Below are 24661 nucleotides of genomic sequence, written 5' to 3' on the forward strand. Positions count from 1 at the left end.
CATTCGCAGTTTGTTATTTGGCGTCCATAAAGCACTGAATCGTGTCTGCCATCTGATCCGGGGTCAGATCCCGGCGGAAGAATTCAATAAACCCTTCTTCGGGAAACACCAGATAGCTAAAGGTCGAATGGTCGATCAGATAGTATTCCTCGTCTCCTTCTTCGGGTTCCTGTTTCTGATAGAAGGTCCGATAGGCCATGCTGGCAGCCTTGACCTGTTCGGGCGTGCCCGTCAGGCCCAGCATCCGGGGATGCAGGTTATCGGTGAAATCGGCCAGCACCTCAGGTGTGTCGCGATCCGGGTCCACGGAAATAAAGACCGGCTGCACAATGGTGCCGCGCTCTTCGAGCAGCTCAATCGCTTCGGCATTGCGCGAATTGTCCAGCGGGCAGACATCCGGGCAGAACGTATACCCGAAATACAGCAGCGAGGGCTGATTGATCACGTCCTTATCCGTCACCACCCGGCCTGTTTCGTCGGTCAGCGTGAACGCCCCTCCGATCTGCGCGCCACCGCCCGCCACCGCGCCCACCCGGCAGTCTGCGTATTTGTCGGCATCTTTCGGGCCGGTCGTCACATAATAGGTCGCGCCCAGCAGGGCAGCGACGGCAACGGACGAGGTTACAGCGATCAGGGCGCGGGACATTGGTCTTCCTTCCGGGGATCGTTATTGATCTGTTGTCCCTGCATATTTAACACTGAAAACATAAGTTCAACGGGACGAAGCGGCGCACATGGAACAGACGAATTTTGATCTGATGAAGGGCCGCGAGCGCGGCAACTGGATCAAGCTGCGCACGATCACCTTATTGCGCTGGGTCGCCATTGCCGGGCAACTGATCGCGCTGGTTGTCGCTCAGCAGATTCTGGATCTGACGATTGAGATGGGGCTGTGTCTGCTGGTGGTCTCGGTTTCCGTGGTGGGGAACCTGATTGCCACGGTGATTTTCCCCGAAAGCAAACGCCTGAACGAAACCGAAAACCTGCTGATGGTGCTGTTCGACCTGCTGCAACTCAGCCTGCTGCTGTACCTGACGGGGGGCTTGCACAATCCGTTCTCGATTCTGATTCTGGGGCCGGTGACCGTGTCCGCCTCGGCCTTGTCGCTCAGGTCTACGGTTTTTCTGGGGATCACGGCCATTCTGGCTGTCACCCTGCTGGCGGAGTTCCATCTGCCGCTGCGCACCGAGCAGGGCTTTATCCTGCGGGTTCCGGATTTGTTTGTCTTCGGCAATTGGGCGGCGATTGTGATCGCGGTGGTGTTTCTGGGGATTTATTCGCGCCGGGTGACGGTGGAAATGCACGTGATGTCAGACGCCTTGCAGGCCACGTATATGGCCCTGTCGCGCGAACAGAAACTGACGGACATCGGCGGGATTGTTGCTGCCGCCGCGCATGAGCTGGGCACCCCTCTGGCCACGATCAAACTGACCAGCGCCGAGCTGGCCGAAGAGCTGGAAGGACGCCCCGACCTGCAAGAGGACGCGCAACTGATCAAAGAGCAGGCCGATCGCTGCCGGGACATCATGCGCTCGATGGGGCGCGCGGGCAAAGACGATCTGCACATGCACCAGGCCCCCCTGTCCGCCGTGATCCAGGAAGCCGCCGAACCGCATATGGATCGCGGCATTGCGCTTCATCTTGAACAATATGCCGAAGGGCAGAACCCGATGAATCAGCCCAGCATCCTGCGACGCCCCGAGATCATCCACGGCCTGCGGAACCTGATCCAGAACGGTGTGGATTTCGCCCATAAGAACGTCTGGGTCGAATCCGAATGGTCCCAGGACAGCATCCAGATTCGCATCATGGATGACGGCAAGGGGTATCCGCCCCATCTGATTGGCCGCATCGGAGACCCGTTTATGCATCGGCGCCGGCCCTCTTCGGAAAGCAGCCAAAGACCGGGGTACGAGGGCATGGGGCTGGGCCTGTTTATCGCCAAGACTTTGCTTGAACGCTCGGGTGCCGATCTGACATTTGCCAATGGAAGCGACCCGTCGCGCCAGGATTATGTTAAAGGCCACCGGATTGGCGCTATCGTAGAGGTTGTTTGGCCTCGGGCAAAGATTGATGGGCGGGCAGGGGAAAATGCGGTTCCTATCGGAGAAAACCAGCCCTTAAGTATCTGATTTTGTGTGACGTTAACCTTTTGTTAACCTTTTACTACGCAACCTGCCCTTGTATTGATGCGTTCTGGGAGTTGCCATGATTGACGTCACAGCGATTTTGCTTTCGGCCATTTTGTCCAGCGTCGCAGCTGGCGCGGTTGCCTTTCATTTTCTGCGCCAAACCGCCCCTCAGGGCGCAAATCGCTCTATGCCCGATCATGATGCGCGTTTCTTGTTTCAGGGGCGCGAATTGTTGAATGTCTCGGGCGGGGGGCAATGGCTGTTTGAAACCGGGCACGGCAAAGGCGATAGCGACTGGGACCAGTTGCGCCACGTACTGGCGCCGCGCTTTCCCGGCTTACCTGTCTTGCCGGAAAACATGGACGCCGATATCGTCACCTGCCCCACCAACCTGCCCGATGACGAAGCCGAACTGCTGCTGGAGCGTATCAACGATCTGACCCGCGTCACGCTACTGCAACACGGGGACAGCACGGCTCAGCCCGCAGACATCCATCGCCGCCTGATGACAGATACCCGGCTGGAAACCCTGGAGCAGGCGGTCGAGGGCAGCCCCTATCCGATCTGGGCCTCGAACTGCGACGGGCGGATCACCTGGGCCAACGACGCCTATAAACGGCTGGCGGAAAACGCCGATACGCTGGACAATGCCGACATTCCCACGCTGTTCGATCTGCCCGAGGTCACCCCCCCGGCCGTACCCCGGACCCGGCTTTCGCTGACGCTGAAGGAAAGCGACAGCAACATCTGGTTTGACGTGACCTCATCCCAGAGCAGCGTCGGATGTATGCATTACGCGATCGACATCAACGCCGTGGTTCAGGCCGAAATCGCCCAGCGTAACTTCGTCCAGACCCTGACGAAAACCTTTGCGCAACTGTCCATCGGACTGGTGATTTTCGACCGCCGACGTCAGTTGGCGCTGTTCAATCCGGCGCTCATTGATCTGCTGGGCCTGTCCCCGGAATTCCTTAGCAGCCGGCCGACTTTGTTCAGCTTCTTTGATCGCCTGCGCGATATGCAGATCATGCCAGAGCCCAAAAACTACCGGAACTGGCGCGAGGACATGTCCGATCTGGTCACTGCCGCCTCGGACGGAGGCTATCTGGAGACATGGAACCTGCCCTCGGGGCTGACGTATCGCGTCAGCGGACGGCCACATCCCGACGGGGCCATTGCGTTCCTGTTCGAGGATATCAGCTCAGAAGTGTCCCTGACCCGCCGGTTCCGTTCGCAATTAGAGGTGCTGCAAGCGCTGGTTGACGGGATGCCGCAGGCCGTTGCCATCTTCTCGCCCTCCAGTGTTCTGACCTTTGCAAACGAATCCTACCGAACCCTGTGGCGCTGCGATCCGGACAGCAGTTTCGCCGATCTGACCCTGGATGACGCCATGCGCCACTGGATGACTCGTGCCACGGCCCAGGCCGATCTGACCCGCATTCATCCCACTCAAACGGATATCATCAGCATTCCTCTGATCAACGGCCAGACACTTAGCTGTCGGGTTCAGCAGTTGATGGGCGGGAATTTTGCTGTGATCTTTGGGCAGGAACAGGATGCGCCGCATCTGCCCTTCTTGCAGAATAGCGCCTGAACCTGCTTGCGGGTGGCGCGTGGTCGGGTAATCTCGCGGCATGTCCGCAACGCGCTTTGAAACCCGGTTCCAGACCCCCGAAGACACCAGCCGGTTTGCCGTTTCCCTGGGCCAAATGCTGCGTCCGGGTGACGTTATTCTGCTGGAAGGCGGCATTGGCGCGGGCAAAACGCATTTCGCGCGCGCTCTGATCCAATCCTTGATGCCCGAACCCGAGGACGTGCCCTCGCCGACTTTCACGCTGGTGCAGGTTTACGAGGGGCCCGGCTGTGAAATCTGGCACGCTGATCTTTATCGTCTGACCGACCCGAACGAGGCAATTGAACTGGGCCTGGACGAGGCATTTGAAACCGCAATCTGCATGATCGAATGGCCCGACAGACTGGCCGATCTGACCCCGCAAGGGGCGCTTACCCTGACCTTCGAAGCGCAAGAGGACGACTCTCGCCTGCTGACGGCAACGGGGCTGGGCTGGGCAACTCGACTGGAGGGGCTATCGTGCCTTCAAGAAGCGACTTAGCGACCACATTCTTGTCCGGCACCGCCTGGGCGGGGGCTCGGCGTGGCTCTTTGGCTGGCGATGCCTCGAACCGGCGTTACGAGCGTCTGGTTCTGGACGGGCGCACCGCTGTTCTGATGGACGCCCCCCCGCAAAAAGGCGAAGACATCCGCCCCTTTGTCAGGATTGCGGAATTCCTAAGAGCCTGCGGCCTGTCCGCACCTCAGATTCTGGCGCAGGATTCCGAGAATGGTTTCTTACTGCTAGAGGATCTGGGAGACGATCTGTTTGCCCGCGTCGTCGTCTCAGATCCGGCGCAAGAGATGCTGCTTTATACCGCCGCAACGGATGTTCTGGTGGCGCTGCATCAGGCAAATCCACCTGAGTTAGAGCCGTATTCCCCGGAATTCATGACCGAAATGGCCGGTCTGGCCTGGCGTTGGTATCAGAAGGGAATCACCGGAACGGACGCCGGGCGCGCCGCGTTCGAAACCGCGTTTTTGCCCGCGCTCCGGGCTGACGCCTCCGAGCAAACCGCCCTTATCCAGCGCGACTATCACGCCGAGAACCTGCTATGGCTGCCCCGGCGTTCGGGTGTTCAGCGCGTGGGGCTGTTGGATTTTCAGGACGCCCGCACAGGCCATCCCGCCTATGATCTGGTTTCCCTGCTCAAGGACGCGCGCCGGGATGTATCCCCCGATGTCGAAGAGGCGATGATTCGACACTATATCGCCGCAACCGGATGGGACTCTGGCCGCTTCCGCAGGGCCTATCAGTTGCTGGGCGTTCAGCGGAACCTGCGTATTCTGGGCGTTTTTGCCCGGCTTTCCCTGCATTTCGGCAAACCCCATTATATCGATCTGATCCCGCGCGTTTGGGATCATCTGATGACCGGCGCGCAGGCCTGCGCGATGCAGAATCTTGTGCAGACTCTGCCCAAACCGACCCCGGAAAACCTGCAAAAATTGAAGGATCAAGCCGGATGCGTCCCGACTCTGTAATGCTGTTTGCCGCTGGCTTCGGCACCAGAATGGGTGCGCTGACCTCGGACACCCCCAAACCCATGATCCGGGTTGCGGGAAGGCCTCTGATTGATCACGCATTAGAGCAGGTGAACGCCATTCAACCCAAACGGATCGTTGCCAATCTACATTATCTTCCAGATCAAATTCGCACGCATCTGGATGGTCAGAATATCGCGTTTTCCGATGAAACAGAGACGATTCTAGAGACCGGAGGCGGCCTGCGTGCTGCCTTGCCTCTTTTGGGGTCCGGCCCCGTATTCACCATGAACACCGATGCCGTCTGGCGCGGGCCAAATCCGTTTAAGCAGTTGCTGGCAGATTGGAATCCAGAGCTGATGGATGCGCTTTTGTTATGTATTCCGCGCGCGAACGCGGTCGGCCATTCTGGGCGCGGGGATTTCCTACTGGATCGGGCGGGGCGCCTGTCGCGCGGGCCGGGGCTGGTCTATACCGGCGTGCAAATTGTCAAAACCGAGGGGCTTGGCGATATTCCGCAAGCCGCCTTTTCGCTTAATCTGCTGTGGGACAAGATGCTGACCGCAGGCCGATTGTTTGGCACATCCTATCGGGGGAAATGGTGCGACGTCGGATCCCCACACGGAATGACACTGGCCGAAGAACTGATCGGCGACCCCCATGTTTGAGCCTTCGGATAAACCCCGTATTTATGGCGTCCCCCTGGGTGTCGATTTCCCGAAAGAGCTGGCCCGAGGCGTTCAGGATCGTATGCGCTTGCGCCAGCAATCGGACTTGGCCCGCGTTCAACTGGTGCTGAACACCCGCCGTATGCAGCGCCGCGTCCGCGAGCTGTTCGACACAGGGCCAGCAACACTGTTGCCGCGCTTGCAGATGGTGACGGATATTTCTCTTGCGGCGGCTTTTGCCGATATTCCGCCTGCGGTGTCGTCCTTGCGTCGCCGGTTAGAGATTACGCAGCTGGTCTCGATCCTGCTTGAGCGCGAACCCGATCTGGCGCCGCGCTCTTCGCTGTTTGATCTGGCGGACAGTCTGGCGGCGCTGCTTGAGGAAATGCATGGCGAAGGCGTATCCCCCGATGCCATTCAGAATTTGGATGTCGCCGACGAATCCGGGCATTGGAAACGCTCGCTCAGCTTCCTCAGTATCGTTCAGCACTATTTTGACGACGTGCATGAAGCGCCGGATAAAGAAAGCCAGCAAAGACTGGTGATTCAGGCTCTAACCCAGCTTTGGAATGACATTCCTCCGCAGAATCCGATTGTCATTGCGGGCTCGACAGGTTCGCGCGGAACAACCATGACGCTGATGAAAGCCATCGCCAAATTGCCCCAGGGTGCGATCGTTTTGCCGGGCTTTGATTTTGATATGCCGCTTAGCGCCTGGGAGGATTTAAAAGATCCGCTGACCTCAGAGGACCACCCTCAGTTCCGGTTTCGCAAATTGATGGACGCTGTGGGAATTGCGCCTCAGGATGTTCAGCCCTGGACGGATGCGGTGCCCTCTTGCCCCGAGCGGACCAAACTGATTTCGCTGGCTTTGCGTCCCGCCCCGGTCACCGACCGCTGGCTATCCGAGGGGCCGCATCTGCCAGCGCTGCCCGCCGCGATGCAAAACGTGACCCTGGTCGAGGCGACCTCTCAGAGGGACGAGGCTTTGGCCATCGCGATGCGCCTGCGTCAAGCCTGCGAAGATGGGGTGACCGCAGCGCTGATCACGCCCGACCGGATGCTGACACGACAGGTTTCCGCTGCCTTGTCGCGTTGGAAAATTACCCCCGATGACAGCGCCGGAACGCCATTACAGCTTTCGCCTCCGGGGCGGTTTTTACGGCATGTTTCGGCTCTGTTTCACCAGAAACTGACCGCCGAAAGCCTGCTGACACTGCTGTTTCATCCCCTGACGCATTCGGGGGGCGGACGCGGTCCGCATCTGCGCCTTTCCCGCGAGCTTGAGCTTTTTATCCGCCGCAAGGGCATTCCTTTTCCGGATGCGGATAACCTGCAAGCCTTTGCCGCATCTCGCAAAGAGGCGCAGGATTGGGTGGCCTGGATCATCCGGTGTTTTGTTGATCAGCAACGCGAGACCCGGTCCTTGTCTGACTGGCTGACCGATCACTTGGCCCTTGCCGAGATGATTGCGAATGGCGCGGCGGCAGAGCAGACCTCTGAGTTATGGAAAGAGGACGCCGGCCGCGCCGCGCTGTCAGCCATAACGGATCTGAAGCAAGAGGCCGAGGCAGGCGGCGATCTGGCCGCCCGCGATTATGCCGATTTGTTTGGCGCTATTCTGGCGCGGCAAGAGGTCCGAAACCCAGATGCCCCTCATCCGAATGTGCTGATCTGGGGAACGCTTGAGGCCCGTGTTCAGGGGGCCGATCTGCTTATTCTGGCCGGGCTGAACGAGGGCAGCTGGCCTGAATCCCCCTCTCCTGATCCTTGGCTGAATCGTCAGATGCGGCTGAAATCGGGTCTGTTATTGCCCGAAAGACGTATCGGTCTTTCCGCTCATGACTTCCAGCAGGCTGTCGCCGCCCCCGAGGTTTGGCTGACGCGCGCGATCCGGTCGGATGATGCGCAAACGGTGCCTTCTCGTTGGTTGAACCGAATGACCAACCTGTTGCAGGGCTTGCCCGATCAGGATGGCCCCGCCGCCCTGGAAAACGCCAAGGCGCGCGGAAACGAATGGCTTGCTCTGGCGCAGAAGATGGAAGAGCCCGGATTTACGCCCCCCGCACCGCGCCCATCGCCCATGCCGCCGATGACAGCCCGCCCGCGTGAGCTGTCGGTTACGGATGTGTCCAAACTGATCCGCGATCCCTATCATATCTATGCGAAACGGGTGCTGCGCCTCAGGCCTCTGGATCCGTTGATGAAAGTCCCCGATGCGCTGTTGCGGGGGACTGTCGTGCATTCCGTTTTCGAGGTTTTCCTGAAACAGGTCCGTCAGGATTCCGGCGCGCTGAGCGCCGAGAAGCTGAACCAGATCGCCGCCGATGTATTGGCACAAACCGTGCCCTGGCCAGAAATCCGTAGCCTTTGGTCTGCGCGGGTCGCCAGAGTCGCGGATTGGTTTGTCGAGCACGAGAAAAGCCGCCAGCAGGAAACGCACCCTGCTCAACTTGAGATTTCGGGTAAGGCCAGCATTCCCCAGCTTGGATTCACGCTCAGCGCCAAGGCCGACCGGATTGATCTGGACGCGCTGGGGCGGGCGTATCTGTATGACTACAAAACCTCGAACCCGCCGATGCCGGCACAGCAGAAAGCCTTTGACAAACAGCTACTGCTAGAGGCCGCCATGGTCGAGCGGGGCGGGTTTGATCCGCTGGGTCCGCAGAAAGTGGCTCGGGCAACCTATATCGGCCTGGGTGCCACACCCAAAGAGGTGGATGCTCCTCTGGGGGATGAGCCGCCAGAAGTGGTATGGGCCAAGTTCGAACAGCTTATTTCCGCCTATTTAGAGCCTGATTCCGGTTTCACCGCCCGCCGCGCGATGTTCAAAGATCAGGACATTTCCGACTATGATCCGCTGTCCCGATTTGGGGAATGGGATCTGACCGTGCCCCCCAGCAAAGAGGACCTGAGCGATGCGCAATGACGCGACCGAACGGCAGGTAACGGCGGCTCGGCCCGACTGGTCTACCTGGTTGTCAGCCAACGCAGGATCGGGAAAAACCCGCGTGCTGACCGACCGGGTGGCGCGGCTGTTGTTGCGGGACGTTCAGCCTCAGCACATCCTGTGCCTGACCTACACCAAAGCCGCCGCCAGCGAGATGCAGAACCGTCTGTTCAAACGGCTGGGTGAATGGGCGATGCTGCCTGACGCCTCTTTGCGTGAACAGCTCAAAGAGCTGGGGATCGACGGGCAAATCGACACGGAGGCGCTGCGCAATGCGCGCACCCTGTTTGCCCGCGCGATCGAAACCCCCGGCGGGCTGAAGATTCAGACGATCCACTCGTTTTGCTCGTCCCTTTTGCGGCGCTTTCCGCTAGAGGCCAAAGTCAGCCCGCAATTCAGCGAGATGGAGGGCCGCGCCGCCGCGCTTCTGCGCGAAGAGGTTCTGCGCGATCTGGCCGATGGGCCGAACCGCACAATCGTTGACGGCATCGCTGCCTATGTGACAGCGAATGATTTCGAAGCGCTGACCCGTGATATTGTCGGCAAACGCGGGGCGTTCCGGGTGCCTCTTACCCGTCGGGAATGCTTGGCTCTTTTCGATCTGCCCGATGATTTCAGCATTCAAAGCTTGCTAAGCGGGGTCTTTCTGGGCGGCGAAGCCGAGCTGCTGGCCGAGCTGATCACAACCCTGCGGACCGGCAGCGTCACCGATGGCAAAGCCGCTGACAAGCTTGCCCGAGTCACGGGGATAGATGCGTCGGCATTGCCCGTTCTTGAGAGCGTTTTCCTGACCGGAGCCAATGCGAAATCCCCGTTTTCGGCCAAGTTAGGCTCTTTTCCAACGAAATCGCTGCGCGAAAAACACCCAGACCTGATGAACCGGGTCGAGCCCCTGATGCGGCGGGTCGAAGATGCGCGCGCTCAGCGCCTGTCTTTTGCCGCCGCTCAGAAATCCATGGCCCTGCACGCCTTTGCCGGGACGTTCCTGGACTCTTATGAGCAAAAGAAACAACAACGCGGATGGCTGGATTTTGACGATCTGATCCTGCGGGCCCGCGACCTGCTGACAGACCCGGCGGTGGCGGCCTGGGTGCTCTATCGTCTGGATGGCGGAATTGATCACATCCTGGTGGACGAAGCACAGGACACCAGCCCCGTACAATGGCAGGTGATCGAGCTGCTGGCGCAAGAGTTCACCAGCGGGGATGGCGCCCGAGCAGGGATGGAGCGTACGATTTTTGTTGTCGGAGACAAGAAACAGTCGATCTATTCCTTTCAGGGTGCCGACCCGGATGAGTTTGACCGGATGCAGCGCGACTTTGCCGAACGGCTGAACCAGACTGAACGCCCTCTGGCCGAACTAGAGCTGGAATACTCGTTCCGGTCTTCCCGTGCCGTTCTGGATCTTGTTGACGAAACCTTTCGGGAACACGAGGCCTCGGGCTTTCCTGTCGGCGGCGTGCACAAGGCGTTCAAGGATCAGATGCCCGGCCGCGTCGATATATGGCCCGTGCTGGACAAGGTGAAAGAGGACGACGCAGAAGAGTGGTTCGATCCGGTCGATCGGCTGGGAGAAAAACACCACAATGTCCGGCTGGGCGATCAGATCGCGGACACAATTGCCCATCTGATCGACACTCAGCACCCCATTCCCGAAGAGATTGGCCATTCGGGTGAATACTGCTTGCGGCCCGTACGGGCGGGCGACTTTTTGATCCTTGTTCGGCGGCGTTCGGGTCTATTTCCTGAGATTATCCGCGCCTGCAAGGAACGCAAACTTGCCATCGCCGGGGCCGACCGCCTGAAGGTTGGCGCCGAATTGGCGGTCAAGGATCTGGCCGCGCTTCTGTCATTCCTGTCCACCCCCGAGGACAGTTTTAATCTGGCCGTCGCTCTGAAATCGCCTCTGTTCGGATGGAGCGAAAAGCAATTGTTCGACCTGGCCCATGGGCGCGAAGATGCCTACCTGTGGGAGGCCATGCGCAAGAACGCGGAACGCTATCCCGCGGAAATGACGATCCTGAACGATCTGCGCGGACAAACCGATTTTCTGCGTCCGTTCGACCTGCTGGAACGTATCCTGACACAGCACAATGGCCGCCGGAACCTACTGGCGCGTCTGGGTATCGAGGCCGAGGATGGCATCAACGCTTTCCTGGCGCAGGCGCTTTCATACGAACGGAACGCCATCCCCAGTCTGAAAGGTTTCCTGGAATGGATGGTCACCGACGATCTGGAAATCAAACGGCAAATGGACAGTGCCGAAGATCAGATCCGGGTGATGACGGTGCACGGCGCCAAGGGGCTTGAGGCTCCGATCGTGATCCTGCCGGACACCATGAAACGCCCCCAGATGTCGCGCGGCGAATTGCAGATAACCGGGGATACGGCCGTTTGGAAAATGCCCTCGGGGCAGTCGCCGAAATTGCTGGATCAGGCCCGAATCAGAGAGGCGGAAAAAGAGCGCGCCGAGAGTGACAGGTTGCTCTATGTCGCCCTGACTCGGGCTGAAAAGTGGCTGATGATCGCCGGGGCAGGGGATTGGAAAAAGGGCGACGAAAGCTGGTATGATAAAATCCGGCTGGCCGCCACACGCCTGGATACCTCGGAGGCGGACATGCCCACCGGCCCAGGCCTGCGTCTGGAGCATGGACAGTGGTCGGGCCCCGCCCAGAGCGATACGCCGGAACCCGCCCCCGCTTTGCTACAACTTCCGGAAATCTATGAAACCCCCGTTCCGCCGCCCACAAAAGACAACACCACGATCAGCCCTTCGGATCTTGGCGGTGCCAAGGCCCTGCCGGGCGAGGCCGGCCTGGACGAGGAGGCCGCCAAACAACGCGGCACCTATCTGCATTCCCTGCTTGAACATCTGCCCGGCACCGATCCCGCCGAATGGGAACGGATCGCACGCGTGATTTGCGGCGACACCCCCCTGACGCAGGAATTGCTGACCGAGGCAGCCGGCGTGCTTTCCAACCCCAAGCTGGCGTTCCTGTTCGATGCCGATGCGCTGGCCGAGGTGCCGCTAAGCGCCGATCTGCCCACGCTTGGGCGCAGAATGCACGGGATTATCGACCGGCTGATCATCCTGCCGGATCGCGTTCTGGCCGTGGATTACAAATCCAACGCGGTTGTGCCGCAAAACCACGCGGCCGTTCCCGACGGGATCTTGCGGCAGATGGGAGCCTATGCGCAGGCGCTCTTGCAGATATATCCGGACCGCCGGATCGAAACGGCGATTTTGTGGACCAAAACCGCAGAATTGATGCCTCTGCCGCACGAAACCGTGACTGCGGCACTGGAAGCTGCGCGCCTCTCTTGACGCTGCGGGGCAGTCTACCTAATTTCCCATCCCAAACACACTCTTTCAGGAGAACTCTCATGGCCACCGTTGCCGTTACCGACGCTACCTTCGACGCCGAAGTCAAAAACTCTGATGTCCCCGTTGTTGTGGATTTCTGGGCAGAATGGTGCGGCCCCTGCAAACAGATCGGCCCCGCCCTGGAAGAGCTGGCCGCTGAAATGGACGGTCAGGTGAAGATCGCCAAAGTGGACGTGGATCAGAACCCGAACGCCGCTGCCGCCATGGGCGTGCGTGGCATTCCCGCACTGTTCATCTTCAAGGACGGTCAGGTCGTTTCGAACCGCGCCGGAGCCGCCCCCAAGGCCGCGCTGCAAGCCTGGATCGAAGAATCGATCTAAACTCGGATCCCATTCGAAGATTGTGAAACCCTGGCCCTGTGCCGGGGTTTTTCATACCGGGGTGTCATACTGGCCAGCCGTTCAAACGCAAGAGAGCGGCAATCTTCTCCTCGGCCTCTTCTCGGCCGGCATTTATTGACATCTGCTGCCAGAACCAATGGATATAGCCCGCGTAATCGGGCTTCATTGTCAACACCTCTTCGAACGCATTCGCGATGCCCATCCGTTCCACACTGGCCGTGATATGGTGAAAATCCGACCGGGCGAACAACACGCAGGGTTTGCCAAAGAAAAACCCGTTGAACGCGACCGAGGAATTCTGCGTCACCACATAATCGCATCCTTGCAGCAGCCGCACCATATCGCCGCGCTGCACGGTCAGATGGCCAAATCTCTCTTGTAGCTGATCCAGGCGTTTTTCCTCATCCCGAGTGTAATGCTCGGACGGGTGCAGGGTTGCGATGACGCGCCTTTTCGGATCGTGGCTCAGGACCGAGTGGATCATCTCAATCGGGCTGGCAAACTGGAACGAGCGCCGCTCAAACAGCCGTCCCTGAAGCGGGACATAGACAAAACCGTCGTGGTGCGTTTCAGACGCGGCCCCATCAAACAGCCTGTTCTGCCAGCGACGATAGAAGGATTTGGCCTGTTTAGGGTCTGTTTTTTCGGGTTGGAAGCGGGTGTTCGCCACCTGCCAATGCCACCGTTTCCCTGTCGGCTCGATCGCCCAGAACGGGTAGTGATAGACCCGGCGTAGCGTCAGCCCGTTGCTGGTTGTCGGCTCTTCCATGTGAAACAGCGCATAGCCGCCACGCGTCATGCTGGCGCCACGTTCGACCAGAGAATTCGAGTGAAATGCCACCTCAAACCCTGCGGATTTCACCACCGAGACGATCTTGTTGATGAAGTTATGCGTCCCGGCCTGGGCGCTACTACGCAGCCCATCCTCTAGATAGAAACGCAGGATTTTCTGCTCGCTCATTGGGTCAGGCTACTGCTGCGGCGGCCAGTAAACAAGCGCTACCCTTGTGCGTCGGGGCGGCAGGTTCCATATAGGCGATCAAGCAAACGGAGGATGCAGATGGCGGATGATACTTTCCCCGGCTGGCACGGCACCACCATTATCGGTGTGAAAAAAGACGGCAAAGTGGTGATTGCTGGCGATGGTCAGGTTTCTCTGGGCCAGACCGTGATCAAGGGCAGCGCGCGCAAAGTTCGCCGGCTGAGCCCCGGTGGCTATGACGTTGTGGCCGGGTTTGCCGGCTCGACCGCCGATGCCTTTACCCTGCTGGAACGTCTGGAAACCAAGCTGGAGGCAACCCCCGGTCAGCTGGCCCGCGCCAGCGTCGAACTGGCCAAGGACTGGCGCACCGATAAATACCTGCAAAAGCTGGAGGCGATGCTGATCGTCACCGATGGTGCGGATATGTTCGTGATCACCGGGGCAGGGGACGTGCTGGAACCGGAACACGATGTGACGGCGATTGGCTCGGGCGGGAATTTCGCCCTGGCGGCGGCGCGCGGCATGATGGACACCGACAAAACCGCCGAGCAGGTCGCGCGTCAGGCCATGGCCATCGCGGCCGATATCTGCGTGTACACCAATGGCAATCTGACCGTGGAAAGCATCTCGAAATGACCAATCTGACCCCGCGTGAAATCGTCAGCGAGCTGGATCGCTTTATCATTGGCCAAAGCGATGCAAAACGCGCTGTTGCCGTGGCCTTGCGGAATCGTTGGCGCCGCAAACAGCTGCCCGATGATCTGCGCGACGAGGTATATCCCAAGAATATCCTGATGATCGGCCCCACCGGCGTCGGCAAAACCGAGATCAGCCGCCGTCTGGCCAAACTGGCGCGCGCGCCCTTTATCAAGGTCGAAGCCACCAAATTCACCGAGGTCGGCTATGTCGGCCGCGATGTCGAGCAAATCATCCGTGATCTGGTGGACAGCGCCATCGCGATGACCCGCGAACACATGCGCGAGGACGTCAAGGCCAAGGCCCATGACGCCGCCGAAACCCGCGTGATCGAGGCGATCGCCGGCACAGATGCCCGCGACGCCACGCGCGAGATGTTCCGCAAAAAACTGCAAAGCGGCGAGCTGGATAATACCGTGATCGAGCTGGAAGTCACCGACAGCTCGAACCCGATGGGGATGATGGACATCCCCGGCCAACCCGGCAGCCAGATGGGCATGATGAACCTGGGCGATATTTTCGGCAAAGCCTTTGGCGGACGGACCGTCAAACGCAAAATGACCGTCGCCGAAAGCTATGATGTGCTGATCGCCGAAGAGGCCGACAAGCTGCTGGACGATGAAACCGTCACCCGCGCTGCCTTGGAATCGGTGGAACAGAACGGCATCGTGTTTCTGGATGAGATCGATAAGGTCTGCGCTCGCGCCGAGACGCGCGGCGGCGATGTCAGCCGCGAGGGTGTACAGCGTGATCTGCTGCCTCTGATCGAAGGCACCACCGTCAGCACCAAGCACGGGCCGGTGAAGACCGATCACATCCTGTTCATCGCCTCGGGGGCGTTCCATATCGCTAAACCCTCGGATTTGTTGCCGGAATTGCAGGGGCGCCTGCCCATTCGGGTCGAGCTGAAGGCCCTGACCGAGGCCGATTTCGTCCGAATCCTGACCGAAACGGATAACGCTCTGACCCGGCAATACACCGCCTTGATGAGCACCGAAGAGGTGACCGTGACCTTCACCGAAGATGGCATCGCTGCGCTGGCCAAAATCGCGGCTGATGTGAACCAGACGGTGGAAAACATCGGGGCGCGGCGGCTTTATACCGTGATGGAACGCGTGTTCGAAGAGCTGTCCTTTACCGCGCCGGATCAGGCGGGGCTGTCCGTCACCGTCAATGCGGATTTTGTACAACAGAACCTGGGTGAACTGACGAAATCCGCCGATGTCAGCCGCTATGTGCTCTAGAATCCGGATGAGTACCTGAGTAACGTCCCGCCAAATGGCGGGGCGAGCAGTGAACATATTTTTCCGAGTCTTTCTGATCCTGTTTCTGGTCTCTGCCTGTAGCGACCGGACGCTGATCCATGTCGATCCACAGGCGGATGAGGTGGGCACACCCTATACGGCCTATGTGGCCACATTGCGCGAACGAACAGAAAGCGGCTGGTTCAATGGCGAACGCGCGCAGGATCTGGATTTCGTCAATGTGAAAGTCACGGTTCCGCCCGCACACAGGGGCAGCGGGATTCCTTATTCGCACCGTATGGCCAGGGCCGATCGTTTCTTTACCTTTGCCGATCGCACGGATTACGCGAATGACCGGGCGTTTTCGGCGGGGCTGCGCAAGGCTCTGTCGCGGCAGAAGCCGGGCGAACGGGATGTCATGCTGTATGTGCACGGCTATAATAACAGTTTCACGGACGGAGTGTTCCGAACTGTTCAACTGATGCATGATTTCCGGCTTCCGGGGATCGGAGTGCATTTTTCCTGGCCCAGCGCCGCGCATCCTTTGGGCTATACCTATGACAGGGACAGCGTGCTTTATGCGCGCGACGGGCTTGAACAGCTTTTGCGTCAGGTCAGCGCCGCGGGGCCGGATCGGATTATTCTGGTGGGGCATTCTCTGGGCTCGATGCTGGTGATGGAGACCTTGCGCCAAATGGAAATTCGCAGCCCGGCCTGGGCGCAACGCAATTTGGGCGGCGTGGTTCTGGTATCCCCCGATCTGGACGTGGATGTATTCCGCCAGCAATCCACCCGCTTTGACAGCCTGCCCGAACCGTTCGTGATTTTCGTGTCACGCAAAGACCGCGCGCTGCAACTGTCCTCCAGAATCAATGGGAATAAAAAGCGGCTGGGCATTCTGGAAGACGAGGCCAAGCTAGAGGATCTGCCCGTAACCGTTGTGGATGTTTCCGAATTTGCGGAATCCTCGGGTGACAGGCATTTCACGCTGGGCACTTCGCCGCTGCTGATCGAGCTGTTACGCAACAGCAACGCGCTAAGCACGACGTTCAATTGGGATGCAGGCGGGCGAACCGGCCTGCTGCCGGGCACCGCGATCACCGTTCAAAGCGCAACAAAAATCATCCTGTCGCCCCTGCTGCTCAGAACAAACTAACGGTGGCGCCGCAGGTAAACGTAATACGCCCCGGTGCCACCATGGCTGACATGCGCCTGTGTGACCTGCAAAACCACGGCATTTAGCGGCGGCATTGACAGCCACTGCGGGACATTATGTTTCAGAACGCCTCGGCGAACGGGGATGGGGCCGTCATCCTCTTTGGTTTTGCCTTTGCCCGTGATCACCAGCACCAGCCGCGCCCCCTGCGCATGAGCCCGCAGGATAAACCGCAACAGGGCAGGGTGCGCCCGGTCCAAAGTCATCCCGTGCAGGTCGATCCGATCCTCAGGGGCCAGCTTACCGCGCTTCATACGCGTGTTGGTTTTCTTATCCATCCGCAGGGGCGCGTTGTGCAGCTGTTCGGATAATCCGGGCCGCAGATTATGCCCGATCTGCGTGTGGGGCGCGGACTGACCGACCGAGAAATCCTGCAAACGGGGCTTCGGAGCTTTATGAGGCCTGGGTTTCGGTTTGGGCAGCTCGGCGGCTTTGCTTTTGGGGTGCATACGCGCGGTCGTATCCGTGACCTTGCGCCACAGCTCGATCTCTTCCTCGGTCAGTTTGCGGCGGCTCACTGCTGGGACTCCGGCAATAGCGCATAGGCGCGCTGGATCGGCAGCAGCACCATCATACGGCCCGGATCCTTCAGCTTACCCGCAGCGCGGCCCGCCTGATCCCCGGTGCCAAAAAAGATATCCGCACGCTGAGCGCCCTTGATCGCAGACCCTGTATCCTGCGCCACCATCAACCGGCGCAGCGGGATCGCTCCGTCTTTTTCCACCCAAACCGGAGCGCCCAGAGGCGTAAAGCCCGGATCCACCGCAACCGAACGCATATCCGTGATCGAGCGATTCATCGCGCCCAGCGGGCCTTTTTCAGCAGGCACCTGGTTCACAGTCCGGAAAAACACATAAGAGGGATTGTGGTGCAGCAGTTCGGGGCCATCGACAGGGTTACGCCGCACCCAATTCTTGATTACCTGCGCCGAAACCTGATGCGGGCTGTAGATGCCGCGCCGGATCAGCTCGACCCCAACCGAACGATAGGGATGCCCATTCGCCCCGCCATACCCCACGCGGATATGTTTGCCATTTGGCAGACGAATACGGCCAGACCCCTGAATTTGCAGGAAAAACAGCTCAACCGGGTCATCGACCCAGGCGATTTCCAGCCCGCGGCCTTTCATCACCTCCGAGGTCTCGATCTCGCGCCGGGACAACCAGACCGTGCTGCGACGCGCCTCGGACGGCATCCGGTAAACCGGATAGCGATACCGATCCGAAGGGCGGGTTGCGCCGTCCAGCTCGGGCTCGAAATACCCCGTGAACAGGCCGTCAGCGCCATCTTCGATCAGAACGGGGCGGAAAAACAGCTCGAAAAAGGATTTGGCGCTGGTGATATTCTGCGCCACAGCGCAGAGCGAGGCCCAATCTGGATCATCCAAATCCGGACAGGTGTTTTGAAAAACCTCCAGGGCGGCGGCGTGGTCATCCTGATCCCACCCATCCAAATCCTTGAAATCAAGAATTTTATAGGTGGGGTCCTGAGGTTGCTGAGACTGAACCGGGCCCGCCATCACCAACCCCAATGCTATTGCCGCCAGGGCCCGGATCATCCGCCCGTAGCAACAAGTTGCCAGTTCGGATCGTCGGTGCCCATGGTGCGGGCAAAGGTCCAGACATCGCGCTGTTTCTTGGGCGAGTTGGGGTTGCCCTCGATGATCTCACCGGCGTTGTCACGCACGGCCGAGATTAGCTCGCCGACAAACCGAATCGAGATTTCAGCGATGTTTCCATCCAGCAGCTCGGCCTCAACCAAAGAGGTTTCACGCACGCCCAGGAATTCGGCCTCAATCGTCAGGCCCTGCGCTTCGCGGTCCTCGACGACCTGGGCGAAGGTTTCATAGACCTCTTCGGACAGGAAAGGTTTGATCTCGGCCAGATCGCCGCGTTCAAAGCCCATCAGGATCATCTCATAGGCGGCCCGCGCACCCTGGATGAATTCGTTCACGCTAAAGCTGGGCTCAAGCCGTTTCATCTGCGACAGGGCCAGCGCCGTATCCGAGCCTTCCTCGGCGTGGTCGGTGATGTCACGATCCGGGCCGCCCTCGATCACCGACAGATCGGGTTTGCGCGCCGAAGGTTCCGCCTGACGCGGCAGGGTGGGCTTTTCGAATCCCTCTCGGGTTCCCAACACGTTTTTCAGCCTTAGGATAAGGAAAACGGCGATGCCGGCCAGCACCAGAAGCTGTAAAATAGGCGAGTTCATGTGATCCTCTTGGTCGGGGGGTCATTTAAACCTGTGAAACTCGTTCTTATGTAGGGGCTACCGGCGGCCAAGTCCACCGCACGGGCACGAAAGGAGAGCACGTTCATGTGGCTGTTAATTGCTTTTATCGCGGTTCCGATCATCGAGATCGCCCTGTTCATTCAGGTTGGCGGTGCAATCGGGACCTGGCCCACTTTGGGGATCGTCATTTTGACGGCCATCCTCGGGACATCCCTGATGCGCGCACAAGGGCGGCTGGCCATGGGCAATCTGCAACGTAGCTTTGCCGAATTGGACGACCCGACCGAGCCCCTGGCCCATGGCGCCATGGTTCTGATTTCCGGCGTGTTGCTGCTGACGCCGGGGTTTTTCACCGATGCGATGGGCTTTGCCCTGCTGATTCCGGCCGTGCGTTCGGCGGTTTTCCACTACCTGCGCAAACGCGTGAAGGTGCAGAGCTTTTCCATGGGTGCCGGGCCGATGCATCAGCCCCGCGCGGACTCTGACACGATCGACGGCGAATTTTACGAGATTGACCCTGGAAACCGTACGACTCATCGGCCTTCGGGATGGACCAAGCATTGAGGGCGTAAAACCATCCTGATACACAACGGCCAAGTAATTTTGTCAGGAGACCGAAATGTCCGAAAATGGCGCCGCCGCTGCCGCACCGCAACTGAAGATGAACGTGCTGAACCAGTTCGTTCGCGACCTGTCCTTTGAAAACATCCTGGCGCAAAAAGGCGCCAGCGGTCAGGCCGTTCCCGCGATCAATGTTCAGGTGAATCTGGATGCAAAGAAACGCTCGGCCGAGCATCAGTTCGAAGTCGCGATCAAGCTGAACGTGGAATCGACCTCGAAGGAAGATGGCGAAAAGCTGTTCCTGATGGAGATTGACTATGTGGGCCTGTTCCACATCGAGGGCGTGCCCGAGGATCAGATGCACCCGTTCCTGCTGATCGAGTGCCCGCGCATCCTGTTCCCCTTCCTGCGCCGGATCGTCAGCGACGTCACCCGCGATGGGGGCTTCCCGCCGCTGAACCTGGAAACCATCGATTTCGTTGCGCTGTATCGCAACGAGCTGGCCCGGCGTCAGGCCGAGCAGGGCGCAGCCCCGGTTTCCTAAGAGCCCAGCTTCTTCCACAAAGCGCCGTCGCCCATCTTGTCTACAAAGGCCTGATGGGCGGCGGTTTCTTCTTCTGTGACACGCGAGGGCAGAGGGGCAGGGCGCGGAAACGGGCGCCAATCGCTGTCATATCCCACATCAGAAACCCGGCTTTCAACCACGGCATTCAACGCGAAATCCGGCTGACGCCCGCCGATCAGTTCCAGATAGACTTCGGCCAGAATCTCGGAATCGAGCAATGCCCCGTGCAATGTCCGGTTCGAGTTATCAATCGCAAATCGACGACACAGGGCATCCAGTGTCGCAGGCGAACCCGGAAATTTCTGCCGCGCCATGCCCAGGGTATCAATCGCGCGATCCATGGGGATTTCGGGCAGACCCATCCATTTCAGCTCGGCATTGAGAAACTTCATATCGAAGCTGGCATTATGAATGACCAGCTTGGCAGTCCCGATAAATTCGTGAAAATCGCGGCCCACCTTGGCAAAAACCGGCTTGTCCAGCAGTGTCACTTCGCCCGCGCGTGCATCCCGTGGCGGATCCAGCAGATCTGGGCCGATTCCATGCACGCCGAAAGCCTCGTCCGGCATCCCCCGTTCGGGGTTGATATAGACATGGAACGTGTTGCCGGTAGGCATGTGATTATCCAGCTCCACACAGCCGATTTCAACGATCCTGTCGCCTCTGAACGGATCAAAACCCGTGGTTTCCGTATCCAGCACGATTTCACGCAATGGCCTGGCCCTTTCTGATTTGCTCCAGAATATCCTGAATCTGTGCGCGCGCATGGCCCAGACTGTCCGTGATTACCACGAAATCCGCACGCGCGCGTTTTTCAGCGTCGGGCATCTGTTTGGCTTTGATCGCCTGAAACTGGGCCTCGGTCATCGTGCCACGCGCCATGACGCGATCCCGCTGGATATTTTCAGGGACGGAAACAACCAGAACCGCATCCATATTCCGATCGCCGCCCGTTTCGAACATCAAAGGCACATCGAACACCAGAATATCCGCGTCAGCCGCAGCGATGAAATCAGCACGGTCTTCAGCCACCAGAGGATGCACGATTGTCTCGATCTTTTTTAACGCGGACGGGTCCGCCTGAATGATCGCTCTAAGCCGATCACGCGACACAGCGCCATCGACGATTGCATCCGGAAACAGGCTCTGCATAGGTGCAACGGCCTTGCCGCCGCTGGAATACAGGCGGTGCACGGCTGCGTCCGCATCCCAGATTGCGCAGCCTTCTTCGGCCAGGATTTTGGCCGTGGTCGATTTGCCCATGCCGATAGAGCCAGTCAGTCCGAGTTTGAAGCTCATGCCAGCATGATCCTGCGAATTTCCTCGTCTACCTCGGGGCGCTGGCCGAACCAGCGCTCAAATCCGGGGACTGCCTGATAGATCAGCATCCCAAGCCCGTCCACGGTATGACAGCCGATTTCCTCGGCCACTTGCAACAGCCGGGTTTTCAGCGGGGCATAAACAATGTCGGTGACAACAGCACCAGAGTTCAGACCGTCCAGAGGAATGCGCAACTCGGGGCTGCCGGTCATGCCCAAAGAGGTCGTGTTTACCAGCAGCGCCGCGTCCTCCATGACATTGCCGGCTTGTACCCAATCGACAACGGTAATCCGTGCGCCGAACTCTTGCTGCAACGCTTCGGCGCGGATTTTGGTGCGGTTGGTCAGCAGAATTTCAGGCACACCGGCCGACAAAAGCGAGGCCAAAATCGCGCGCGCGGCCCCACCGGCACCCAGAACCACCGCGGGCCCCGAGACCGGATCCCATTCAGGCGCGCCCTGACGCAGGTTTTCAAGAAAACCGTAGCCATCCGTATTATCTGCGTGAATTTTGCCATCTTCGCGGAAAATCAGCGTATTCGCCGCTCCGATCAAAGTAGCGCGGTCGGTGATGACATCGGCAATTTCCAGCGCGGCCTCTTTGTGGGGGACGGTGATGTTGGCCCCAACGAAGCCAGCCTTAGGCAGGGTGCGCAGCACGGTTTCCAGATCGTCCGGCGCAACCTCCATCGGGATGTAATGGCCGGGAAGCCCGTATTTCTTTAGCCAATGGCCATGCAAACGCGGAGATTTGGAATGACCGATTGGTGAACCGATCACCCCTGCCAGCGGTATCTTTTGCGTACTCATCCTGGTAGGTCTCCTCGGATGGTCAGGTAACTCAGTAATTCCAGCAGGGGCAGGCCCAACACGTTAAAATAATCGCCATCCACGCTGGAAAACAAGCGGACGCCTTCCTCTTCCAGCTTATATCCCCCCACACTGTCCCCGATACCGGGCCAGTTGCGTGTCAGATAGTCTGTTAGATACTCATCCGAGAAGCTGCGCATTCGCAGACGTACCTGCCCGATATGACGCCAGATAGGTTTGCCGTCCTCGCAGATCACCGCAGCCGAGAGCAACATGTGACGCTGCCCACGCAGGGCAAGCAGCTGGTTCCGGGCCTCCTCGATGTCGTGGGGTTTTGACAAAATGCGCCGGTCGAACTCCAACACCTGATCGCAGCCCAGAACCAGCGCGCCGGGGTTCTTTTCGCTGACTTTCTGTGCTTTGATCTGGGCCAGAGCATCCGCAATGTCGCGCGGCTTTGCCTCTTCGGCCAGCAGCGAATCGCGGATCATGATTTCGTCAATCCGCGCCTTTTGCACGGTCAGGGGAACGCCCGCATTCATAAGCAGCTGACGGCGGATTTCAGACCCGGATGCCAGGATCAGGTTCATGGCCATGTGGATAACCTCGTGGAAGACTCATCGAACTTCTTAAGGAAGGATTTCGGACAAGTCACCGAGGTTTCTGAACTGTTGAAAACTCAGGCATTTTCCACCTGCCGGATCACAGTTTTTCCCCAAGAGGACAAGGAAAACCAAAGCGCGGTGGATAAGTTGTCTGCCCACATATTTCCCACGGGATATCCACATGCTTCTTCAATCTGTGGGAAAATACTAAGTACATGAAATTTATGATAGAAATAGTTAATGTGCACAGAATCGGCTAAGATTTCACGCCCCGTACGAAAAAGATGATAACAGGTGGAATAACCCAGTAATCCACGGAAATCTGGATACCTAAATCATCATCATCCTTTCTTTTCTTTTTATATTTTATTTAGGACCGGGCGATCAGCCCCGGTTTGATCCTCTGAGCCTAAGTCCCCATTGGTTAATCCCGGTTTAAACTTAGAAAATGCGAAAGATTTGACTCGGTCCCGAGGACAGCCTATTTACCTATCCAACCCCTCGTCCGAGGGAGCGATTTTCCATCCATATGAAATGAAGCGTGCCCAATGGGGCCGTTCAGGGTGCTATTTACATGTCCGAACCACGTCTGAATCTGTCTGAACTCAAAGCCAAGAGCCCCAAAGATCTGCTGTCCATGGCCGAAGAGCTGGAGATCGAAAACGCCTCGACCATGCGTAAGGGCGAGATGATGTTCCAGATCCTGCGCGAAATGGCCGACGATGGCTCGGTCATTGGCGGTGATGGCGTGCTGGAAGTGCTGCAAGACGGTTTTGGTTTTCTGCGCTCGCCCGAGGCAAACTATCTGCCCGGCCCCGATGATATCTATGTCTCGCCTGACATGATCCGCAAACATTCGTTGCGGACCGGGGACACGATCGAAGGAGTGATGAAAGCGCCCCAGGAAAACGAACGGTATTTCGCGCTGACCGAGGTTGAAGGTATCAACTTTGAAAGCCCTGAAAAGGCGCGTCACAAGATCGCGTTTGATAACCTGACGCCGCTGTACCCTGACGAGCGCCTGAAAATGGAAATTGAGGATCCGACGATCAAGGACCGCTCGGCCCGGATCATCGACCTGGTTGCGCCGATTGGTAAGGGTCAGCGTTCGCTGATTGTGGCGCCTCCGCGGACGGGTAAAACGGTGCTGCTGCAAAACATCGCGCACAGCATCGAGGCCAACCATCCCGAATGCTATCTGATCGTCCTGCTGATCGACGAACGCCCCGAAGAGGTGACAGACATGCAGCGCAGCGTGAAAGGCGAGGTTGTCTCCTCGACCTTTGATGAGCCAGCCACGCGCCACGTTGCCGTGTCTGAAATGGTGATCGAAAAAGCCAAGCGTCTGGTCGAGCATAAACGAGATGTTGTGATTCTTCTGGACTCGATTACAAGACTTGGTAGGGCGTTCAACACTGTCGTGCCGTCCTCGGGTAAGGTTCTGACCGGTGGTGTGGACGCAAACGCGCTGCAACGCCCCAAGCGTTTCTTTGGTGCCGCGCGGAACGTGGAAGAGGGCGGTTCGCTGACCATCATCGCCACCGCGTTGATCGACACCGGCAGCCGTATGGACGAGGTGATCTTTGAAGAGTTCAAAGGTACTGGTAACTCGGAAATCGTGCTGGATCGTAAGGTGGCGGATAAACGCGTCTTCCCGGCGATGGACATCCTGAAATCCGGCACCCGGAAAGAGGATCTGCTGGTGGATAAGATCGACCTGCAAAAGACCTTTGTCCTGCGCCGTATTCTGAATCCGATGGGCACCACGGACGCGATTGAATTCCTGATTTCCAAGCTGAAACAGACCAAAACGAACAGCGAGTTCTTCGATTCAATGAACGCCTGATCCAGCGGGCAGGGG

The 24661-nt window shown here is 58.7% G+C and carries 23 protein-coding genes; 14 read left to right on the top strand and 9 right to left on the bottom strand.

Annotation, left to right across the window (positions count from 1 at the left end):
- Nucleotides 1–13 precede the first annotated feature (13 nt).
- Complete coding sequence (locus ACP15O_RS07295; protein ID WP_425095392.1) at nt 14–646, bottom strand: SCO family protein; 633 nt, start codon at nt 644–646, stop codon at nt 14–16.
- Nucleotides 647–734: 88 nt separating this feature from the next.
- Between ACP15O_RS07295 and regB the strand changes: the two genes are divergently transcribed.
- The 8 genes from regB to trxA all read left to right on the top strand — a co-directional run bounded on the left by regB (nt 735) and on the right by trxA (nt 12549).
- Entirely contained in the window at nt 735–2132 is a 1398-nt protein-coding gene (gene regB / locus ACP15O_RS07300) for a sensor histidine kinase RegB (protein ID WP_425095393.1), read from the top strand.
- A gap of 76 nt (nt 2133–2208) precedes the next feature.
- On the top strand, nt 2209–3726 hold the full coding sequence (locus ACP15O_RS07305) for a PAS domain-containing protein (protein WP_425095394.1): 1518 nt from the start codon (nt 2209–2211) through the stop codon (nt 3724–3726).
- Nucleotides 3727–3766: 40 nt separating this feature from the next.
- Nucleotides 3767–4246: a tRNA (adenosine(37)-N6)-threonylcarbamoyltransferase complex ATPase subunit type 1 TsaE gene (gene tsaE, locus ACP15O_RS07310; RefSeq protein ID WP_425095395.1), complete on the top strand. Its 480-nt coding sequence runs from the start codon at nt 3767–3769 to the stop codon at nt 4244–4246.
- A complete protein-coding gene (locus tag ACP15O_RS07315; protein WP_425095396.1) occupies nt 4225–5226 on the top strand; it encodes an aminoglycoside phosphotransferase family protein in 1002 nt (333 codons plus the stop codon). The genes tsaE and ACP15O_RS07315 overlap by 22 nt, the downstream gene beginning before the upstream one ends.
- The gene (locus ACP15O_RS07320; RefSeq protein WP_425095397.1) at nt 5208–5894 is read left to right on the top strand and encodes a nucleotidyltransferase family protein; all 687 of its coding nucleotides are present in this window, start codon (nt 5208–5210) and stop codon (nt 5892–5894) included. The genes ACP15O_RS07315 and ACP15O_RS07320 overlap by 19 nt, the downstream gene beginning before the upstream one ends.
- The gene (addB, locus tag ACP15O_RS07325; protein ID WP_425095398.1) at nt 5887–8823 is read left to right on the top strand and encodes a double-strand break repair protein AddB; all 2937 of its coding nucleotides are present in this window, start codon (nt 5887–5889) and stop codon (nt 8821–8823) included. Before ACP15O_RS07320 ends, addB begins: the two co-directional genes overlap by 8 nt.
- On the top strand, nt 8813–12169 hold the full coding sequence (addA, locus tag ACP15O_RS07330) for a double-strand break repair helicase AddA (protein ID WP_425095399.1): 3357 nt from the start codon (nt 8813–8815) through the stop codon (nt 12167–12169). Before addB ends, addA begins: the two co-directional genes overlap by 11 nt.
- Before the next feature lie 59 nt (nt 12170–12228).
- Nucleotides 12229–12549 carry a thioredoxin gene (trxA, locus tag ACP15O_RS07335; RefSeq protein ID WP_425095400.1) on the top strand — a complete coding sequence of 107 codons (321 nt, stop codon included), beginning with the start codon at nt 12229–12231 and terminating at the stop codon, nt 12547–12549.
- A 64-nt stretch (nt 12550–12613) separates the two neighbouring features.
- Here trxA and ACP15O_RS07340 read toward each other — a convergent pair whose 3' ends face one another.
- The gene (locus ACP15O_RS07340; protein WP_425095401.1) at nt 12614–13531 is read right to left on the bottom strand and encodes a hypothetical protein; all 918 of its coding nucleotides are present in this window, start codon (nt 13529–13531) and stop codon (nt 12614–12616) included.
- A gap of 99 nt (nt 13532–13630) precedes the next feature.
- On the opposite strand from ACP15O_RS07340, the gene hslV reads away from it, so the two are divergent.
- The 3 genes from hslV to ACP15O_RS07355 are packed head-to-tail and all read left to right on the top strand — an operon-like array spanning nt 13631 to nt 16648.
- Entirely contained in the window at nt 13631–14188 is a 558-nt protein-coding gene (gene hslV, locus ACP15O_RS07345; RefSeq protein WP_425095402.1) for an ATP-dependent protease subunit HslV, read from the top strand.
- Complete coding sequence (gene hslU / locus ACP15O_RS07350; protein WP_425095403.1) at nt 14185–15492, top strand: ATP-dependent protease ATPase subunit HslU; 1308 nt, start codon at nt 14185–14187, stop codon at nt 15490–15492. The genes hslV and hslU overlap by 4 nt, the downstream gene beginning before the upstream one ends.
- Nucleotides 15493–15541: 49 nt before the next feature.
- The gene (locus tag ACP15O_RS07355; RefSeq protein ID WP_425095404.1) at nt 15542–16648 is read left to right on the top strand and encodes an alpha/beta hydrolase; all 1107 of its coding nucleotides are present in this window, start codon (nt 15542–15544) and stop codon (nt 16646–16648) included.
- Here ACP15O_RS07355 and ACP15O_RS07360 read toward each other — a convergent pair.
- Genes ACP15O_RS07360 through ACP15O_RS07370 form a run of 3 tightly spaced genes read right to left on the bottom strand, consistent with a single transcriptional unit; the run spans nt 16645 to nt 18919 of the window.
- A complete protein-coding gene (locus ACP15O_RS07360) occupies nt 16645–17226 on the bottom strand; it encodes a Smr/MutS family protein (protein ID WP_425095405.1) in 582 nt (193 codons plus the stop codon). The two genes, ACP15O_RS07355 and ACP15O_RS07360, sit on opposite strands and share 4 nt — an antisense overlap.
- Complete coding sequence (mltA, locus tag ACP15O_RS07365) at nt 17223–18266, bottom strand: murein transglycosylase A (RefSeq protein ID WP_425095406.1); 1044 nt, start codon at nt 18264–18266, stop codon at nt 17223–17225. The genes ACP15O_RS07360 and mltA overlap by 4 nt, the downstream gene beginning before the upstream one ends.
- Nucleotides 18263–18919 carry a Tim44/TimA family putative adaptor protein gene (locus ACP15O_RS07370; protein ID WP_425095407.1) on the bottom strand — a complete coding sequence of 219 codons (657 nt, stop codon included), beginning with the start codon at nt 18917–18919 and terminating at the stop codon, nt 18263–18265. Before ACP15O_RS07370 ends, mltA begins: the two co-directional genes overlap by 4 nt.
- Nucleotides 18920–19024: 105 nt before the next feature.
- Between ACP15O_RS07370 and ACP15O_RS07375 the strand changes: the two genes are divergently transcribed.
- Nucleotides 19025–19504, top strand: a complete 480-nt coding sequence (locus tag ACP15O_RS07375; RefSeq protein WP_425095408.1) for an FxsA family protein — start codon at nt 19025–19027, stop codon at nt 19502–19504.
- 55 nt (nt 19505–19559) lie between these two features.
- Nucleotides 19560–20045, top strand: a complete 486-nt coding sequence (gene secB, locus ACP15O_RS07380) for a protein-export chaperone SecB (RefSeq protein ID WP_425095409.1) — start codon at nt 19560–19562, stop codon at nt 20043–20045.
- Here secB and dnaQ read toward each other — a convergent pair.
- Genes dnaQ through ACP15O_RS07400 form a run of 4 tightly spaced genes read right to left on the bottom strand, consistent with a single transcriptional unit; the run spans nt 20042 to nt 22791 of the window.
- Nucleotides 20042–20779 (bottom strand): DNA polymerase III subunit epsilon, encoded by a 738-nt coding sequence (gene dnaQ, locus ACP15O_RS07385; protein WP_425095410.1) that lies wholly within the window; start codon nt 20777–20779, stop codon nt 20042–20044. The two genes, secB and dnaQ, sit on opposite strands and share 4 nt — an antisense overlap.
- Nucleotides 20772–21365, bottom strand: coding sequence for a dephospho-CoA kinase (gene coaE, locus ACP15O_RS07390; RefSeq protein WP_425095411.1), 594 nt, complete (start codon nt 21363–21365; stop codon nt 20772–20774). The genes dnaQ and coaE overlap by 8 nt, the downstream gene beginning before the upstream one ends.
- The gene (locus ACP15O_RS07395; protein WP_425095412.1) at nt 21362–22195 is read right to left on the bottom strand and encodes a shikimate dehydrogenase; all 834 of its coding nucleotides are present in this window, start codon (nt 22193–22195) and stop codon (nt 21362–21364) included. The genes coaE and ACP15O_RS07395 overlap by 4 nt, the downstream gene beginning before the upstream one ends.
- Complete coding sequence (locus ACP15O_RS07400; protein ID WP_425095413.1) at nt 22192–22791, bottom strand: Maf family protein; 600 nt, start codon at nt 22789–22791, stop codon at nt 22192–22194. Before ACP15O_RS07400 ends, ACP15O_RS07395 begins: the two co-directional genes overlap by 4 nt.
- Before the next feature lie 583 nt (nt 22792–23374).
- Here ACP15O_RS07400 and rho point away from each other — a divergent pair.
- Entirely contained in the window at nt 23375–24646 is a 1272-nt protein-coding gene (rho, locus tag ACP15O_RS07405) for a transcription termination factor Rho (RefSeq protein WP_425095414.1), read from the top strand.
- Nucleotides 24647–24661 lie beyond the last annotated feature (15 nt).

The sequence above is a fragment of the Youngimonas ophiurae (nom. illeg.) genome, from assembly GCF_049803795.1.
Classification (GTDB): Bacteria; Pseudomonadota; Alphaproteobacteria; order Rhodobacterales; family Rhodobacteraceae; genus Thalassobius.